The sequence below is a fragment of the Haemophilus sp. HMSC061E01 genome (assembly GCF_001810345.1).
In the GTDB taxonomy this organism is placed as follows: Bacteria; Pseudomonadota; Gammaproteobacteria; order Enterobacterales; family Pasteurellaceae; genus Haemophilus_D.
On the sequence record NZ_KV801005.1, the window covers coordinates 65,202 to 82,007 of the forward strand.

The following is a 16,806-nucleotide window of genomic DNA, read 5'->3' on the forward strand; positions in this document are numbered from 1 at the left end:
TAATAATGGCTTTTCCAACGGCACCGCACGACTTAAAAAAGCTTGAGCATAATTAGGTGCCGGCACGAAATTACGACGATAAGATTTCGGCAGAGATTTAATCAGTGCAATCACTAATTCTTCACGCAAACCTGGAATTTGCCAGTCAAAACCTGTCATTTCCACTTGGTTGAGCAATGGCAATGGAATATGCACGGTCACCCCGTCCGCATCGGTACCTGGTTCAAATTGATAAGTTAATTTGAGTTTCAAATTGCCTTGATGCCAGAAATTCGGAAAATCCAGCTTGCTCACTTGTTCCGCATCATCATTAATCAAGAATGAACGTTCAAAATTAAGCAATTCCGGATCTTTTTGCTGCGCCTTTTTCCACCAGGTATCAAAATGTTTTTGGGAAACTACTTCCGTGCCAATACGTTGATCGTAAAATTCAAAAAGCGTACGGTCGTCCACCAAAATATCGCGGCGGCGACTTTTGTGTTCCAACTCCTCCACTTCTCGAACGAGTCGTTGATTTTCTTTGAAGAATTTATGTTTAGTATTCCAATCCCCTTCTACCAAGGCAGATTGAATAAAGATCTCGCGGCTTACCGTTGGATCAATAGCACCGTAATTCACTGGTCGCGCTGCTATAATCGGCACACCGTAAAGCGTGACTTTTTCATCTGCAATCACGGTGCCACGAGATTTAGACCAACGCGGTTCGGAATAGGATTTTTTAATTAGATGCTCGGCAAGTGGCTCAATCCATTCTGGCTCAATTTCCGCTACCATACGCCCCCAAAGTTTGGAGGTTTCCACTAACTCTGCCGCCATCACCCATTTCGGTTGTTTTTTGAAAAGCACAGAATTGGGGAAAATTGCAAAATGAGCATTACGTGCGCCAAGATATTGTTGTTTCTCCGCTTCTTTTAAGCCGATATGAGAAAGCAAACCACTTAACAGTGCGGTATGAATTTGCTGATATTCGGCTTTTTCGGAATTAATCGGCAAACCCATTTCACGCACGGTTAAACGAATTTGATGATAAATATCCTGCCACTCGCGAATGCGTAAATAATTTAAGAAATCCTTTTGGCATTGGCGGCGGAATTGGTTTTTACTCAATTCTTTTTGTTGTTCTTGTAGATAACGCCAAAGATTGAGGAAAGCTAAGAAATCCGATTTTTTATCGGCAAAACGGCGATGTTTTTCATCGGAAGCTTGCTGTTTTTCTTGTGGACGCTCACGCGGATCTTGAATAGATAATGCGGCGACAATAATCATTACTTCATGCAAGGCACCCTGTGAAACAGCACTCAGTAACATTTTCGCCAAACGTGGATCCACAGGGAGTTGTGATAATTGACGCCCTACTGCGGTTAATTGACGTTTCTCACCCGCTTTAGTGCGAACGGTTTCAAACGCACCTAATTCTTCCAACAGTTTTATCCCATCTTGAATATGGCGTTTATCCGGCGCATCCACAAATGGGAAGGCTTCAATATCATCCAAACCCAATGCCGTCATTTGCAAAATAACGGAGGCTAAATTGGTGCGTAAAATTTCAGGATCGGTAAATTCAGGACGAGAATTAAAATCCTCTTCCGAATATAAACGAATACAAATCCCTTCACTTACACGACCACAACGACCTTTACGCTGATTAGCAGATGCCTGCGAGATAGGTTCAATCGGTAAACGTTGGACTTTGGTGCGATAACTATAACGGGAAATTCGCGCAGTACCTGGGTCAATCACATATTTAATGCCTGGCACGGTCAATGAAGTTTCCGCGACGTTGGTCGCCAACACGATGCGATTTAATCCGCTCGGATGGAAAATTTTATTTTGTTCTTGCGCAGAAAGACGGGCAAAGAGCGGTAGAATTTCCGTATGTTTTAGATTTTGTTTTTGTAAGGCTTCGGCGGTATCGCGAATTTCACGCTCACCATTCATAAAAATCAAAATATCGCCCCGACCTTCTGCTTGCAGTTCATCCACTGCATTGAGAATGCCTTGTAGCTGATCTTGGTCGTCTTCTTCCACTACGGGGCGATAGCGTACTTCAACGGGATAGGTTCTGCCCGAGACTTCGATAATCGGGGCATTGTTGAAATGTTTAGAAAAACGTTCCACATCAATGGTCGCGGAAGTGATGATAAGTTTTAAATCACGACGACGTGGTAAAAGCTGTTTCAGATAACCAAAAATAAAATCATTGTTCAGACTGCGTTCGTGAGCTTCGTCGATAATCAAACAAGAATATTGATTAAGAAAACGATCGTTTTGAATTTCAGCAAGCAGAATCCCGTCAGTCATCAACTTGATTTGCGTATCATCACTGATTTGATCGTTAAAACGAACCTTATAACCAACTAAACCGCCAAGCTCCGTTTCCAGTTCTTCCGCAATACGTGCCGCCACCGAACGAGCGGCAATACGGCGCGGCTGAGTATGGCCAATCATGCCCAAATTGCCGAAACCTAATTCCAAACACATTTTCGGCAACTGCGTGGTTTTACCCGAACCGGTTTCCCCTGCCACTACAATGACCTGATGTTCAGAAAGCAGTTTTTGAATTTCTGCTTTGCGTTGGCTAACGGGCAAACTCTCTGGAAAAACAATCGGATTTTTGACCGCACTTTTACGATTTTCTACACGTAATTGGGCCTGTTCAATCTGCAGCTGAATTTCATCAGCCACAGCTTGTTGAGCTTCTTGGCTTTTAATTTTTCCAATCCCATGAATGCGGGCAGATAAACGGCGTTGATCCACCAACATGATATTCTTGAGTTTCGAAAAGAGAGATTGTTGTATCGGGTTTAATTCACGTCTGACTGATTTATTCTTCATATCTATTTACTTTTAAAACCACCGTAAGCCAAACAAAGCCAACCAATTAAAAATAACGTTCCGCCAATTGGTGTTACCCAAACAAGGAATTTGCTAGCTCCAAGGGCAAGTGCATAAAGACTGCCGCTAAAAAGAAGAATACCGTACGCCCAAGTCCCTGCAGCGAAATTAGCCATTTTGTTGGTAAACAATGCTTCACGGCATAATTGCAAAATGCCAATCGCAAAAATCGCAATGGTGTGGAACATTTGATATCTCACACCTGTTTCAATCCACGCTAATTCTTTAGGTTCTAAAACCTTGCTTAATCCATGTGCCGCAAAAGCACCAATCGTCACACATAAAAAACCGCTTAATCCTGCGATAAATAACCATTTGTTTTTCATTTAAAATTTTCCTATTAATACCGCTAAAATACCTGCGGCGATTAAAGGTCCCACCGGAATACCACCTAAGAAAGACACACCAATAATCGTACCAATTAATAATCCTGTCACCAAAACAGGTTGTTCACTCATTAATGGCACCCCTTTCCCCGCAAGCCATGCGACGAATACCCCTGTTAAAATAGAAACGCCCATTTTCCAGTTTAAAAATGAACTGAGATCGGGCAGTTGGATTGTTCCCGACACTAACGGTGCTAGCACACCAATCGTTAAGATGATGATCCCAATTTTGACACCGTATTGTTCGAGTATAGGAATATATTTGGATAATAAGGTTTGCTGCATGATTAATAACACAGCCGCTGAGATGGTGATTGCGCTGTTTTGACTCATTAAGCCCAAAACGATTAAGAAAACCAATAACAACGCGATCATATTGAATTGTAATGACATAATACCTCTAAAGTGCGGTCAGAAAGATGACCATTTTTTGGCATGTAAAGTTTTTGTAAATTATACCAATTTCTTGCTTTTCTGTGTTTTTTATTTACCTAAAAAAGGCTAGAATACAAGAGAACTTTCTTCTCATACTCCCTGTTTTTACTAAGGTTTCTTTGCCCTATGTCGAATGCCGTCAGCCCTGAATTAATTAAAACTGTTGTTCTACTTGCTACCAGTGTCACTATCGTGCCACTTTTTAAGCGTATTGGTTTAGGTAGCGTATTAGGTTATTTAGTGGCAGGCTGTTTAATTGGTCCTTCCGTTTTCGGCGTCATAAAAGATGCAGAATCGGTTCTCCACATGGCGGAACTGGGCGTGGTGATGTTCTTATTCATCATCGGTTTGGAGATGCATCCAGAACGTTTATGGGCCATGCGAAAAGCGATCTTCGGGCGAGGTTTTCTACAAGTGGGGCTATGTGGTGCACTGCTTACCTTTGCCGGTATCTATATTTTAAATCTTCCTAAAGAGGTAGCGTTTATCGCAGGTATGGGCTTTACCCTTTCTTCCACCGCTATTGTGATGCAGGTATTAGAAGAACGCGGAATTACGAACACACCAAAAGGCCAACGGGTGATTTCAACCTTAATCTTTGAAGACTTATCTATTGTGCCATTATTGGCTTCTATTGCCTTTTTAACGCCTGAAACAAAACACATTGAACATCAAACAAACTGGACATCTATTGCTGTTGCACTCGGTGCCGTTGTTGGTTTAGTGGTTGCAGGTAAATGGTTAATGAACCCTATTTTCCGCTTGATTTCCAAAGCCCATATTCGCGAGATGATGACAGCTGCCGCTTTGCTTGTGGTATTAGGTGCGGCATTAGCGATGGAAGCGAGTGGCCTTTCAATGGCGATGGGCGCATTCGTTGCGGGTGTAATGCTTTCAGAATCCGCATTCCGCCACCAATTAGAAGCCGATATTGAACCGTTCCGTGGTCTATTGCTCGGTCTTTTCTTTATGGGCGTAGGGATGTCACTTGATTTAACCTTGGTGTTCGACAATGCACTTTGGTTATTAGGTATCGTGTGCCTTTATATCATTGGCAAAGCCTTAGCCGTTTACACTGTTGCGCGTATTACAAAACTTGACCGAAAAGAATCCGTTGGACGAATGACCATTATGGCACACGGTGGTGAATTTGCATTCGTACTCTTCTCTGCTGCAACTACGGCAGGTGTAATGACAAAAGATCAAAATGCAACTTTTACTGCAGCTGTCATTATTTCGATGCTATTCTCCCCACTGATTGGTTTATTGATGCGTAAAATCAACCAACGTAAATCAACAAATCAAGAGGAAAAAGTAGACACTAGCGATCTTGATCCAATTGTGGATTTAGAAGATAGCGTACTCGTGATTGGTTTTGGTCGTTTCAGCCAAATCGTCTGTCAATCGCTTCTTGTTCGTGGCATTAACGTATCGGTGATTGACCGTAACATCGAAAACATCCGTGCAGCAGCCAAATTTGGTTTTAAAGTTTATTACGGTGATGGTATTCGCCTTGATGTATTACGTGCTGCCGGTATCGAAAAAGCGAAATGTGTCGTCATCGGGATTAACGATACAGATCGTATTGAAAGCATTGTTCAGAATTTGAAAGATGCTTATCCTAAACTCCCTATTTTAGCGCGAACTTATGACCGTAAAACAACAGTAAGCCTGATTAAACGAGACGTAGACTTTATTGTACGTGAAACCTTTGAATCTGCACTTACGCTCAGCCATGCAACATTAATGCAATTAGGTATCAATAAAATTGAAGCTGATGAGGTCATTGCAGAAGTTCGTTACTTAGATCAAGAACGATTGAATGAAGAAGTTTTACATGGCTTTTCTACGGACATCATCCGAAAATATTGGATGCCAAAACCTTTCATCAAACCACATTCTGATGCTGAAGCATTAAATGAAGAAACGGCTGAAATCTTAGAAAAAGAAGATGATATCAATGATGAAGCCGCAGTTGAAACCCTTCTTCATGATGATTCTGAAACTGAGAAACAAAAAGAAGTTGAATAACAAAAAAGCCCGATAAATCATTATCGGGCTTTTCTATTAGGCTTTCATTGTCACAATCCAGCAATTGTGGATTTGCTTATTCCGCTCAAAATCAAGTGGCAAGGTTTTCGCTGAAATTTCGACCGCACTTAATCCCAATTCATCTAATGCCTCAAAATCCATTTTAAAACCACGTTTATTGTTTGAGAACACGATGGTGCCGTTAGGACGTAAAATACGTTTAAGATTACGCATTAATTTGATGTGATCACGTTGTACATCCCAGCTGTCTTCCATACGTTTAGAATTCGAGAATGTTGGCGGATCCACGAAAATCAAATCAAACTGGCGCTCACATTTCTCTAACCACTGCAAACAATCTGCTTGAATGAGCTTATGCTGCTTACCTTCAATATCATTTAAAATCAGGTTTTGTTCTGCCCAGTTTAGATAGGTGTTTGACATATCCACGGTCGTCGTTGATTTCGCTCCGCCTAATGCAGCATGCACGGTTGCAGAACCGGTATAAGCAAAAAGATTGAGGAAATCTTTGCCTTTTGCCATTTCACCAACCATTTTACGGGTTAAACGATGATCTAAGAATAATCCTGTATCCAAGTAATCCGTTAGATTCACCCAAAGCCGTGCACCGTATTCATTTACATAGAAATATTCGCCTTTATTAGCCAGTTTTTCATATTGGTTGGTGCCTTTTTGTTTTTGACGTACTTTCAAAATCAGTTTATTGGTTTCAATACCGGTGACTTGTAAGGTTGCAGTCACTGCATCCAATAAACGTTGACGGGCTTTATTTTCATCAATATTTTTCGGTGCAGCATACTCTTGCACCACAATATGATCGCCATAACGATCCACTGCCACATTGTATTCCGGTAAATCAGCATCATATAAACGATACGCATCAAGGCCTTGCTGCTTCGCCCATTTTTCAATTTTCTTAATATTTTTCTGTAAGCGATTCGCAAAATCCACCGCTACCGTTGAAGTGCGGTCAAATTCAAGCGGATTTTCAACCGCACTTTCTTTGCGTTCAGAAATTTGATAATTCTTCTGAACACAATCTAACGGACCATTTTTCGCTTTAAATTGACGATGTGAACGCATACGTAAGCAATCAAGCAACGTAGATTCACTACTGAAAATCGACGCATTCCAACCACCAAATTCATTTTTAAGACGTTGTCCAAAGACTGAATATAGTGCAATCAAAGCAGGCGTTGTGCCTAAACGTTCACCGTAAGGCGGGTTACAAATCACTGTTCCCACTTCATCTGGGCTTGGATTTTTTAATGCGGCGACATCACCTTGTTTCCACTGAATTAAGTGTGCCACACCTGCATTTTGTGCATTCTTTTGTGCTTTTTTAAGTACGCGATGATCGAGATCGAAGCCATAAAAATGCGGTTTTGGATTTTGATTAAAATAAGTTTCAGCTTGCTGTACCGCCTCTGCTTTCACCTTATCCCAAGCATCTTGATTATGCCCTTTCCAGCAATCAAAGCCCCAATGTAAACGATGTAATTGCGGCGCAATTTGTGCTTCCATCTGCGCGGCTTCAATTAGCAAGGTGCCCGAACCGCACATTGGATCCACTAATGGTGTTCCTTTTTTCCAACCTGAACGAAGTACTATCGCTGCGGCTAAGGTTTCACGTAAAGGTGCTTGCCCTGTATCTTCGCGATAACCTCGTAAATGTAATGCTTCACCACTTAAATCGAGTGAAACGACGAGCTCTTCTTTATTCAAATAAACATGAATTCGCACATCTGGATAGTCTTTATCCACGTTTGGACGCGCTTTTCCTTGGCGTTCAAAATAATCCACAATGGCATCTTTCACACGCATCGCACCAAATTGGGTGTGACGAATTTCTTGGTTTGTCCCGTTGAAATCGACAAAAAATGTGGCTTTCTCATCAAAATAACTTAACCAATCCTGCCCTGTCACAATTGAATACAAGTCTAAATCACTATAAACCTTGCCATTTACAATGGGTAGCAAAATACGTGAAGCCAAACGTGACCATAATAAGCTGCGATAAAGTGTTTCATCATCAGCTTGAAAATGTACACCGCCTTGTGCAATTTTACATTCTGTTGCACCAAGCTCTGTCAATTCGACTTTTAAGAGTTCTTCAAAACCACGGGCAGTTGTGGCAAATAATTGTTTCATGCGTTTTCTCGATAGGGAAAAATTGGGCGGATTATAGCATAGTTTTAATTAGGATTTCGCCTAAGGCGACCTACTTTTCTTTGCTTGTGCAAAGCAAAGTAGGCAAAAGAAAACACACCCCAATTAAATCGCTAATCCTCATTCTTTTTCAATTTTCTTTACAGAAATTTTCGAACTCGCTTCGCTCAAACAAGCGAAAATTTCTTAAAAATTGAAAATCATTCGGGCGATTTAGATGGGGCAATAAAAAAACAGCCTTAAGGGCTGTTTTTAAAATAAAAGTAATTAAGATTATTTACTTAAACATTGAGCATAGCTATCAGCGGTGGCTTGAAGGAAATTCGCATAAGAATTTGGACCAAGCTGTACGTTATCGCCAATAGGATCTAAACGACCTACGTTAACTTTTGTACTTTGCGCAAGCGAATCAATCACTTTTGGTGTGAATTGAGGTTCAGCAAAAAGACAATTTACATGGTGTTCTTCAATCTCTTCTTTGATGTGAGCAATGGTTTTTGCACCTGGTGCCACTAATGGATTAATGGTGAAATAACCGGTTTGGTTTAAACCGTAAGCATCATTGAAATAGCTATAAGCATCATGGAATACAAAGAAGCCTTTATCTTTAAATGGCGCTAATTGCGCTTTGATTTTCTCGCTTTGCTCGGTCAAAGTGCGGTTAAAATCGGCTAAGTTTTTCGCAATAAGCTCTTTTTTATCCGGGTGTTGTTCTGTTAATTTATCCGCGACTTTCTGTGCCACAATTTGGCTAATGGCTGGTGAATACCATAAATGCCAGTTCACACTTAACCCATTTTCATCAACATCGTGGTCGTGATGGTCATGACCATGCTCGTGTTTATGATCGTGTCCATGTTTGTGATCATGTCCGTGCTCGTGTTCATCGCCTTCATGATAATGCTCATGATGCACTTTGCTTAAAAGTGGTTTAATTTCTGGAATATCAGAAATATTGATGACTTTTTTACTATCAATTTGACTAATCGGTTTTGCTAAGAAAGCATCAATATCTTCACCAACCCAAAGCACTAAATCCGCAGATTTCACTTTTTGCACATCTGAAAGTTTTAAGCTGTAATCATGTGGAGAAGCACCTGCTGGTACTAAAACCTGTGTATCCGTCACACCGTTTGCAATAGACGATGTAATAAAACCGAGCGGTTTCACGGAGGCCAATACATCTGCATTTGCCATCATTGGAAGGGTTAAAAGTGCGGTAGAAATTGCACTCATTTTTAATACTTGTTTCATGTTTGTTTCCTTACTTTTATTGGGAATTATTCTCAAAGCCAACATAGACTACGCCTTTTTGATAAAATTGCAACATTCCAAATAAAAAAATGAAGTGATATTTCTTCATCTTGTTAAATACTTTCATTCATAAAGAAAAAGCAACGTTTTCACGTTGCTTCATTTCTTTATTTTAATAACTTATCGATTACCCGAGAAACGGCAAAAAATCCAAAGGTTGCGGTGATCATAGTTACCGCACCAAAACCATTTGCACAATTCATGGTAGCTGATACTTCACAGCCCTCGCCCATTTTAGGGAAAATCAGAGGCTGGGTGGAAAACACCGCATCAACTGCAAACTTACGTTGTGGATTTTGAGTAAAATTGAAATCCTTACGTAAAACTGACCGCACTTTTGCCAATAATGGATCTTGAATCGTTTTGCTTAAATCAGCAATTTGAATTTTCGAAGGATCGGTCTGACCACCTGCGCCACCAATGGTAATAATCTTGATTTTATTACGTTTGCAATAGGCAATCATCGCGGCTTTCGTTTTCACGCTATCAATGGCATCAATCACATAATCATAGCCACGATTTAAGTATTCTGCTTGATTATCCGGTGAAATGAAATCATCGATAATATTCACCACACATTCTGGATTAATCAGCTTAACGCGCTCGGCCATCACTTCCGTTTTAAGCTTGCCAATATTGCCGCTTAATGCAGGAAGCTGACGATTAATATTAGTGACACAAATATCATCCATATCAATCATAGTGATCTGCCCTACGCCACTTCGCGCAAGTGCTTCCACTACCCACGAACCTACACCGCCAATACCAATGACGCACACATGAGCCTGACGCAAACGCGTCAAGCCTTCTGGTGTGTAAAGGCGACCAATGCCGCCAAAACGTTGTTCGTAGTTATCGACTCGAGCCATTATTGTAGTACCCAAACACGTCCATAGTGTTTTGATAACCCCGCAATATGACCCGCTTGATCGCCAATACCACGATATAAGTCGAAGTGGTGACCATTTACCGCTCCGCCCACATCAAGTGCCACCATTAAGTGTAATTTGTGTGTGCCCATCCAGTTACCCTCATTATCAATATCCGGTACTTCAACCAATAATACGGTTCCTGAAGGAATCACATTACGGTCAGAAGCAACAGCAGCCATTGGCACTAAAGGCACACCGGCAGAACCTTTCACTTCACCTGTTGGATCGTTTTTAAAGAAAACATAAGATGGATTACGTTCTAACAATTCTCGTACTCGAGATGGGTTTGCTTTCCCCCATTCACGAATCGCTTGAATAGACATTTTTTCTTTTGGAATTTCACCATCTTCTACTAACAAACGACCAACTGCTTGATATTTATAACCATTTTGACCTGCATAGGCTAAATAATTTAAATTACCATCACCGTAATCCACATAACCACTACCTTGTACACCAAGTAAGAAGTTATCCATCATTGAATCACTATAAGCAAGCTCTAAGCCTTTTCCTGCCAATGCGCCATTGTAAATTTCCGCACGGCTATAACGTTTATAGCTTGGCATCGCATAAATTGGATGTTGATATTGACCTTGTGCAGTACGGCGTGCATGAATCACTGGCGAATAATAACCTGTCATCAGCACGTTTTGATAACCATCAAAACCTTTCATAATCTGAGGATTAATGCCGTATTGTGCTAATTCATTTACATTTGCTCCTGCAAGCACCCAGTTAGTGATTTTGCCATAATTCGCCGCAAAGCGATTTGTTAATGAATTTGAGTAATCACGAACATTCGTCAACTGTGTTAAAAAATCACCTTGGTTAACGACTGCACCTTTGTTCTCCACGGAAGCCACTGGGCTTAAAATAGCTTGTTGATAAGTACGTCCGCTATACTTTGCCCCAAATTTTTGTGGATCATCGCCCGTTGCTGTACGCGGCAAGCTAGAATTATTTTTAGAAGAGACTTTACTTGGTGCTGAACCACATGACGCAAGCACCGAAACTGCCGCCATTACAGAGAGCATTTTTACAGCGAGATTTTGACGAAATTTCATTCTTATTTTCCTAAATTAAACTAACTCAATACAAAGTTGCATACGCTATCAAAAATTCCCTTTTAGGACTAGCACTATTTCATAAAATGATTAATTAATATTCACATTGTTTATTTTCTTAACAAACGGAAAGTCAAATTCAGTTTAAATCTTGCAATAATTTTTGAAACGAGTATATTACGCGCCATCAGACGCGGGGTGGAGCAGCTTGGTAGCTCGTCGGGCTCATAACCCGAAGGCCGTCGGTTCAAATCCGGCCCCCGCAACCAAATTACAAAGCACCGAAATTTCGGTGCTTTTTTCGTTTTTAGATAAAGATAAAATTGAATCGAAATAAAAAGGCACATGTCGTGAAACATTATGCCTTTATCTATCAATCTTATTAGATTTGATACTTTGTTTTATCGCCAATATCAAAGTGCAATGGCATTCGCCATTTTTGAACCGCAAGAATTAATAATAATCCACCAACGATCAACGATAAAATTCGGGCAATCCAACCCCCTTCAAATACCCAAGTAAACCAAAGTGCGGCGACAAATGCAGGTTGTAAATTTAACAGCGGTACTCTAAAACAGAAGTATTCTTTAAAACATAATCCACCTAGTGTTACTAATGCACCACCTAACGCTAATTCATGCCAACCTAAAAGCGCACATAAGAGTGCAAGCCACGTGGCAAATTGGAATGTTAAGCGGAAATGTTTTAAATAAATATGAAGGGATGATGCACAGCAAGTTGCTGCAATCAATATGGCAATTTGAGCCTGTTGAGGATACCAAGTTAAAGCCAAAATACTAAATGCCGCAATGACAAAGCCTGTGCGATAAATAATGACGGTGAGTTTATCCCAAACATCCATTGGAGATTGAATATGTGGATCAGCCATGTAATTTCCTTATTTTTGATAATAAAAAGTGCGGTCAAAAACACGCTCATTTTTGACCGCACTTTACATTGAGATTATTTTAATCGATCTAAAATCTTTTGATGAATACCACCAAAGCTACCGTTTGACATCACAAGAATATGATCCGTTGGTTTCGCTTCAGCCACAATCATATCGACTAATTTATCAACGCTTCCAGTGTAATGTGCCGGTTGAACACATTGTCCCGCAATTTCAGCCACATCCCATGGAATATTATCTGGTTGTAGCATAAACACGACATCAGCACGTCCAAGTGCTGGCGCAATTTCATCTTTATGCACGCCCATTTTCATGGTGTTTGAACGAGGCTCTAATACGGCAAGAATACGTACGCCACCGCCTACTTTATCACGCAACGCAGTAAGTGTCGCCAAAATGGCTTCTGGATGGTGAGCAAAGTCATCATAAACTGTAATACCGTTTACTTCACCCTTCACTTCTAAACGACGTTTTGCATTGATAAAGCTGCCTAATGCCTGACATGCATCTTCAATTTTCACACCTGCATGGTAAGCCGCTGCAATCGCCATTAAAGCATTGTGCATATTGTGCTGTCCGACAATATTCCATTTCACTTCAGCGACTTTTTGACCGTGATGGAATACAGCAAATTCTGAACAATCATTGGTAATACGTTCCGCAAACCATTCTTTATCTTTACCGATAAATTGCTGTTCTGACCAACAGCCCATATTAAGTGTTTCTTTCACGCTTTGTTCATCTGCAAAAGAAAGAACACGTCCTGTGGAAGGAATGGTTCTGATCATGTGATGGAATTGACGCTGGATCGCATGAAGATCGTCGAAAATATCTGCATGATCGAAGCTAATGTTGTTAATGATCAAGGTTTTCGGATTGTAATGAACAAATTTAGAACGTTTATCAAAGAACGCCGTATCATATTCATCCGCTTCAATCACGAAGAACTCGCTTTCCCCTAAACGAGCAGATGTACAAAAATTCCCCGCAATACCACCGATTAGAAAACCGGGTTTTAATCCATTTTGTTCTAAAATCCAAGTCAACATGCCCGTTGTTGTGGTTTTACCATGTGTACCCGAAACCGCTAACACCCAACGATTACGCAATAAATGGTCGTGTAACCATTGTGGACCGGATGTGTAAGGCAACGCATTATCCAAAACATATTCCACGCAAGGATTACCACGTTTCATGGCATTTCCTACAATCACCATATCGGGCGCAGGCTGAAGTTGAGCCACGTCATAATTAGGAATAATTTCAATACCCTGCTCTTGTAAAAAAGTGCTCATCGGTGGGTAAACATTGGTATCGGAGCCTGTGACTTTATAACCCATTTGTTTGGCAATCATCGCGACACCGCCCATAAAGGTCCCGCAGATGCCTAAAATATGAATATGTTTCATTGTTCTTCTCTAGTTGCTAAAAACGCTGACTATGATAAATCAACTCAAAGATTGAGTAAATAAGGGCTGTTTACATAAACAGCCCTCTTTCTTATTTGATTCGGTCAAAGCCCGCTTGAAGATCGGCAATTAATTCATCCGTGTCTTCAAATCCAATATGCAGACGAATTAATGAGCCCGTTAATTTACGTTCAATACCCGGGCGAATTTTCGCAATTTCTTCTGGTTGATTACATAAAATGAGCGATTCAAACCCGCCCCAAGAATAAGCCATCGTAAAAAGCTCAAAGTGATCCATAAAGGCGGCCAGCTCTTCATCATTTAAACGTTTATGTAATTCAAAAGAAAATAAACCGCTTGCGCCAGTAAAGTCACGTTTAAAGTTTTCATGACCTGGGCAACTTGGTAACGCTGGATGATACACCGCTTTCACTTGTGGTTGTTCACTTAACCATTTGGCCACTTTTAAACTACTTTCATGATGTTGTTTTAATCGTACGCCTAAGGTGCGAATACCACGTGCTGTCGTATAAGCGGAATCAGCGTCAACCATTTGTCCCATTAAATAAGAATGTTCACGCAATTTATCCCAAGTACGTGCATTAGCCACTGCGGTACCGATCATAATATCTGAATGCCCCACTAAATATTTGGTTCCTGCTTGAATAGAGATATCAATACCGTGTTCTAACGCTTTGAATAGTACGCCCCCCGCCCATGTATTATCGATCATAATGACAATTTCTGGGCTTACAGCTCTAACCGCTTTAACAATCGCGGGGATATCAGGCACTTCCATCGTTAAAGAGCTTGGCGACTCTAAAAATAAGACTTTCGTGTTTGGTTGCACGAGTTTGGCAACATCAGCACCTATCATGGGATCATAATAGGTTGTATCAATATGCATTTTTTTCAAAATCACATTGCAAAAATCTTGTGTCGGCTCATACGCCGCACCTGTCATTAAGACATGATCGCCTGTTTCCACAAAGGATAAAATAGCATTGGTTACTGCTGCGGCACCACAAGGATAAAGATAACAGCCAGCGCCCCCTTCCATTTCACACATTAAATCTTGAAGCGCAAAATGCGTTAACGTGCCACGGCGTCCATAGAAAAGCTCTCCCTTGTAACGATTTTTTGTACAATGTTTTTTATCTGCAATAGTGTCAAACACTAAAGAAGAGGCACGTTGGACCACCGGGTTTACCGCCCCTTGGGTAAAACGTTTTTTACGTCCGGCATGAACCAGTGTCGTTGATAAAGTATGATGTTCTGACATATATTTAACCTGTAACTTAGACAATATTAATTAATTCAATAGATAAAAACAGCTGTTAAAGTGCGGTCAATTTTTTTAGAATACTAACCGAATTTTTGCGTTAGCAAAATTTTTATTAACATTTATATAGGAATTATGACTATGGTATTAGTAACTCGTCAAGCTCCAGATTTTACTTCTTCTGCAGTTTTAGGCAATGGTGAAATCGTTAACAACTTCAATTTCAAAAAACACGTTAATGGTAAAGCGGCAGTATTATTCTTCTACCCATTAGACTTTACTTTCGTTTGCCCATCTGAATTAATCGCATTCGACCACCGTTATGAAGAATTCAAAAAACGTGGTGTTGAAGTGGTTGGTGTATCTATCGACTCAGAATTCACTCACAATGCATGGCGTAATACCCCAACTGAAAACGGCGGTATCGGTGCAGTTAAATATGCATTAGCAGCTGATGTTAAACACGAAATCGCTAAAGCATACGGTATTGAACATCCAGAAGAAGGTGTAGCATTACGTGCTTCATTCTTAATCGACAAAAACGGCGTTGTTCGTCACCAAATCGTAAACGACTTACCATTAGGTCGTAACATCGATGAAATGTTACGTATGGTAGATGCGTTACAATTCCACGAAGAACACGGTGAAGTTTGCCCTGCTCAATGGGAAAAAGGCAAAGAAGGTATGAAAGACAGCCCTGAAGGTGTTGCTAAATACTTGAAACAAAACGCTGACAAACTTTAATTTTTAAGAAAAAGCCACATTAAGTGGCTTTTTTTATTTTTGTAGATCCTTTAAAATGAACGTATCTTTAACCAAAGTGCGGTTATTTTTATGAAATATAATATTCCCATTTTCCTGACGATTCTCCGAGTGATTTTAATCCCATTCTTCGTCTTGGCGTTTTATCTCCCTATCCCTTCAGCGCCTTTTATTACCACTCTTATTTTCTTTATCGCGGGTGTCACTGACTGGTTTGATGGCTATCTTGCTCGAAAATTAAAACAAACAACCCGTTTTGGTGCGTTCCTTGATCCTGTTGCTGATAAAGTGATGGTGATTACTGCCCTTGTATTAATTGTGGAATATCAACATTCTTTCTGGATTACTATCCCTGCAATTATTATGATTTCACGTGAAATCATTATCTCTGCTTTACGTGAATGGATGGCTGAGTTGGGTGAACGTAATAAAGTAGCTGTTTCATGGCTGGGAAAAGTAAAAACCACCTCTCAAATGCTAGCTTTAGGTGGATTACTCTGGCGATATAACGTCTATATGGAAACATTGGCAATAATACTACTCTACTTGGCGGCGATTTTAACAGTTTGGTCAATGCTCCAATACTTAAAAGCAGCGAAAGGCAGCTTGTTAGATAACGTTGAATTATAGAATTGGCTAAATTTTAAATAAAAGGTGCGGTTATTTTAATCGCACCTTTTGTTTTTGAATTATTTTTAACCAATCAAAAAAATTTTTTACGAATTTTATTTGACACAATAAGATAAATCCGTAAAATACGCCCCGTTGTTTGGCAACAAGCAAACGCGGGAATAGCTCAGTTGGTAGAGCACGACCTTGCCAAGGTCGGGGTCGCGAGTTCGAGCCTCGTTTCCCGCTCCAAACTAACGGCGTGTTAGCAAAGCGGTTATGCACTGGATTGCAAATCCATGTAGCTCGGTTCGACTCCGGGACACGCCTCCATAACCACGCAGTTAGTTAATCACTCAATGCCCGAGTGGTGGAATCGGTAGACACAAGGGATTTAAAATCCCTCGCCTTTCGAGGCGTGCCAGTTCAAGTCTGGCTTCGGGCACCATTTCAAAATCATACCAGTGGGTCGTTAGCTCAGTCGGTAGAGCAGCGGACTTTTAATCCGTTGGTCGAAGGTTCGAATCCTTCACGACCCACCACTTTAAATCAGCACCTTAACGGGTGTTTTTTTATGCCTAAAATTT

The 16,806-nt window shown here is 40.6% G+C and carries 13 protein-coding genes and 5 tRNA genes; 8 read left to right on the top strand and 10 right to left on the bottom strand.

Going from position 1 to position 16,806, the window contains the following annotated elements; translation table 11 throughout:
• From hrpA to HMPREF2732_RS03725, 3 genes are all read right to left on the bottom strand, one after another.
• The coding region (gene hrpA, locus HMPREF2732_RS03715) for an ATP-dependent RNA helicase HrpA (protein WP_070591264.1) at positions 1-2,835 on the bottom strand (2,835 nt) is incomplete at its 3' end.
• A gap of 2 nt (positions 2,836-2,837) precedes the next feature.
• The gene (locus HMPREF2732_RS03720) at positions 2,838-3,221 is read right to left on the bottom strand and encodes a DUF423 domain-containing protein (RefSeq protein ID WP_070591267.1); all 384 of its coding nucleotides are present in this window, start codon (positions 3,219-3,221) and stop codon (positions 2,838-2,840) included.
• On the bottom strand, positions 3,222-3,674 hold the full coding sequence (locus HMPREF2732_RS03725; protein WP_070591270.1) for a DUF441 domain-containing protein: 453 nt from the start codon (positions 3,672-3,674) through the stop codon (positions 3,222-3,224).
• Between the two features lie 168 nt (positions 3,675-3,842).
• On the opposite strand from HMPREF2732_RS03725, the gene HMPREF2732_RS03730 reads away from it, so the two are divergent.
• Complete coding sequence (locus tag HMPREF2732_RS03730) at positions 3,843-5,747, top strand: monovalent cation:proton antiporter-2 (CPA2) family protein (protein ID WP_070591273.1); 1,905 nt, start codon at positions 3,843-3,845, stop codon at positions 5,745-5,747.
• Positions 5,748-5,783: 36 nt separating this feature from the next.
• Here the strand turns inward: HMPREF2732_RS03730 and rlmKL are convergent, their stop codons facing one another.
• From rlmKL to mltA, 4 genes are all read right to left on the bottom strand, one after another.
• Positions 5,784-7,919, bottom strand: a complete 2,136-nt coding sequence (gene rlmKL, locus HMPREF2732_RS03735) for a bifunctional 23S rRNA (guanine(2069)-N(7))-methyltransferase RlmK/23S rRNA (guanine(2445)-N(2))-methyltransferase RlmL (protein WP_070591276.1) — start codon at positions 7,917-7,919, stop codon at positions 5,784-5,786.
• A gap of 291 nt (positions 7,920-8,210) precedes the next feature.
• Positions 8,211-9,191: a zinc ABC transporter substrate-binding protein ZnuA gene (znuA, locus tag HMPREF2732_RS03740; protein ID WP_070591278.1), complete on the bottom strand. Its 981-nt coding sequence runs from the start codon at positions 9,189-9,191 to the stop codon at positions 8,211-8,213.
• Between the two features lie 167 nt (positions 9,192-9,358).
• On the bottom strand, positions 9,359-10,120 hold the full coding sequence (tcdA, locus tag HMPREF2732_RS03745; protein ID WP_070591280.1) for a tRNA cyclic N6-threonylcarbamoyladenosine(37) synthase TcdA: 762 nt from the start codon (positions 10,118-10,120) through the stop codon (positions 9,359-9,361).
• Positions 10,120-11,247, bottom strand: coding sequence for a murein transglycosylase A (gene mltA, locus HMPREF2732_RS03750; protein WP_070591284.1), 1,128 nt, complete (start codon positions 11,245-11,247; stop codon positions 10,120-10,122). Before mltA ends, tcdA begins: the two co-directional genes overlap by 1 nt.
• Positions 11,248-11,439: 192 nt before the next feature.
• Here mltA and HMPREF2732_RS03755 point away from each other — a divergent pair.
• Positions 11,440-11,516 (top strand) — tRNA-Met (locus tag HMPREF2732_RS03755).
• A 113-nt stretch (positions 11,517-11,629) separates the two neighbouring features.
• On the opposite strand, the gene HMPREF2732_RS03760 is transcribed toward HMPREF2732_RS03755, so the two are convergent.
• From HMPREF2732_RS03760 to metC, 3 genes are all read right to left on the bottom strand, one after another.
• Positions 11,630-12,136 (bottom strand): DUF2301 domain-containing membrane protein, encoded by a 507-nt coding sequence (locus HMPREF2732_RS03760; protein ID WP_070591288.1) that lies wholly within the window; start codon positions 12,134-12,136, stop codon positions 11,630-11,632.
• 74 nt (positions 12,137-12,210) lie between these two features.
• Positions 12,211-13,566, bottom strand: a complete 1,356-nt coding sequence (gene mpl / locus HMPREF2732_RS03765; RefSeq protein ID WP_070591290.1) for a UDP-N-acetylmuramate:L-alanyl-gamma-D-glutamyl-meso-diaminopimelate ligase — start codon at positions 13,564-13,566, stop codon at positions 12,211-12,213.
• Between the two features lie 91 nt (positions 13,567-13,657).
• Positions 13,658-14,848: a cystathionine beta-lyase gene (gene metC, locus HMPREF2732_RS03770; protein ID WP_070591293.1), complete on the bottom strand. Its 1,191-nt coding sequence runs from the start codon at positions 14,846-14,848 to the stop codon at positions 13,658-13,660.
• 141 nt (positions 14,849-14,989) lie between these two features.
• Here metC and HMPREF2732_RS03775 point away from each other — a divergent pair, with 141 nt between their 5' ends.
• The 6 genes from HMPREF2732_RS03775 to HMPREF2732_RS03800 all read left to right on the top strand — a co-directional run bounded on the left by HMPREF2732_RS03775 (position 14,990) and on the right by HMPREF2732_RS03800 (position 16,761).
• Positions 14,990-15,592 (top strand): peroxiredoxin C, encoded by a 603-nt coding sequence (locus HMPREF2732_RS03775; protein WP_049370140.1) that lies wholly within the window; start codon positions 14,990-14,992, stop codon positions 15,590-15,592.
• A 90-nt stretch (positions 15,593-15,682) separates the two neighbouring features.
• Positions 15,683-16,240, top strand: a complete 558-nt coding sequence (pgsA, locus tag HMPREF2732_RS03780) for a CDP-diacylglycerol--glycerol-3-phosphate 3-phosphatidyltransferase (protein ID WP_070591295.1) — start codon at positions 15,683-15,685, stop codon at positions 16,238-16,240.
• Positions 16,241-16,395: 155 nt separating this feature from the next.
• Positions 16,396-16,471 (top strand) — tRNA-Gly (locus HMPREF2732_RS03785).
• A gap of 7 nt (positions 16,472-16,478) precedes the next feature.
• Positions 16,479-16,552, top strand: a tRNA-Cys gene (locus HMPREF2732_RS03790).
• A gap of 28 nt (positions 16,553-16,580) precedes the next feature.
• Positions 16,581-16,667, top strand: a tRNA-Leu gene (locus tag HMPREF2732_RS03795).
• 18 nt (positions 16,668-16,685) lie between these two features.
• Positions 16,686-16,761 (top strand) — tRNA-Lys (locus HMPREF2732_RS03800).
• Positions 16,762-16,806: the final 45 nt, after the last annotated feature.

What these genes read in the sequence shown, in the direction of transcription:
- HMPREF2732_RS03760 (WP_070591288.1), bottom strand. Translation starts at nt 12,136, where the DNA reads ATGGCTGATCCACATATTCAATCTCCAATGGATGTTTGGGATAAACTC.
- HMPREF2732_RS03775 (WP_049370140.1), top strand. Translation starts at nt 14,990, where the DNA reads ATGGTATTAGTAACTCGTCAAGCTCCAGATTTTACTTCTTCTGCAGTT.
- HMPREF2732_RS03725 (WP_070591270.1), bottom strand. Translation starts at nt 3,674, where the DNA reads ATGTCATTACAATTCAATATGATCGCGTTGTTATTGGTTTTCTTAATC.
- pgsA (WP_070591295.1), top strand. Translation starts at nt 15,683, where the DNA reads ATGAAATATAATATTCCCATTTTCCTGACGATTCTCCGAGTGATTTTA.
- mpl (WP_070591290.1), bottom strand. Translation starts at nt 13,566, where the DNA reads ATGAAACATATTCATATTTTAGGCATCTGCGGGACCTTTATGGGCGGT.
- mltA (WP_070591284.1), bottom strand. Translation starts at nt 11,247, where the DNA reads ATGAAATTTCGTCAAAATCTCGCTGTAAAAATGCTCTCTGTAATGGCG.
- tcdA (WP_070591280.1), bottom strand. Translation starts at nt 10,120, where the DNA reads ATGGCTCGAGTCGATAACTACGAACAACGTTTTGGCGGCATTGGTCGC.
- rlmKL (WP_070591276.1), bottom strand. Translation starts at nt 7,919, where the DNA reads ATGAAACAATTATTTGCCACAACTGCCCGTGGTTTTGAAGAACTCTTA.
- metC (WP_070591293.1), bottom strand. Translation starts at nt 14,848, where the DNA reads ATGTCAGAACATCATACTTTATCAACGACACTGGTTCATGCCGGACGT.
- znuA (WP_070591278.1), bottom strand. Translation starts at nt 9,191, where the DNA reads ATGAAACAAGTATTAAAAATGAGTGCAATTTCTACCGCACTTTTAACC.
- HMPREF2732_RS03720 (WP_070591267.1), bottom strand. Translation starts at nt 3,221, where the DNA reads ATGAAAAACAAATGGTTATTTATCGCAGGATTAAGCGGTTTTTTATGT.
- HMPREF2732_RS03730 (WP_070591273.1), top strand. Translation starts at nt 3,843, where the DNA reads ATGTCGAATGCCGTCAGCCCTGAATTAATTAAAACTGTTGTTCTACTT.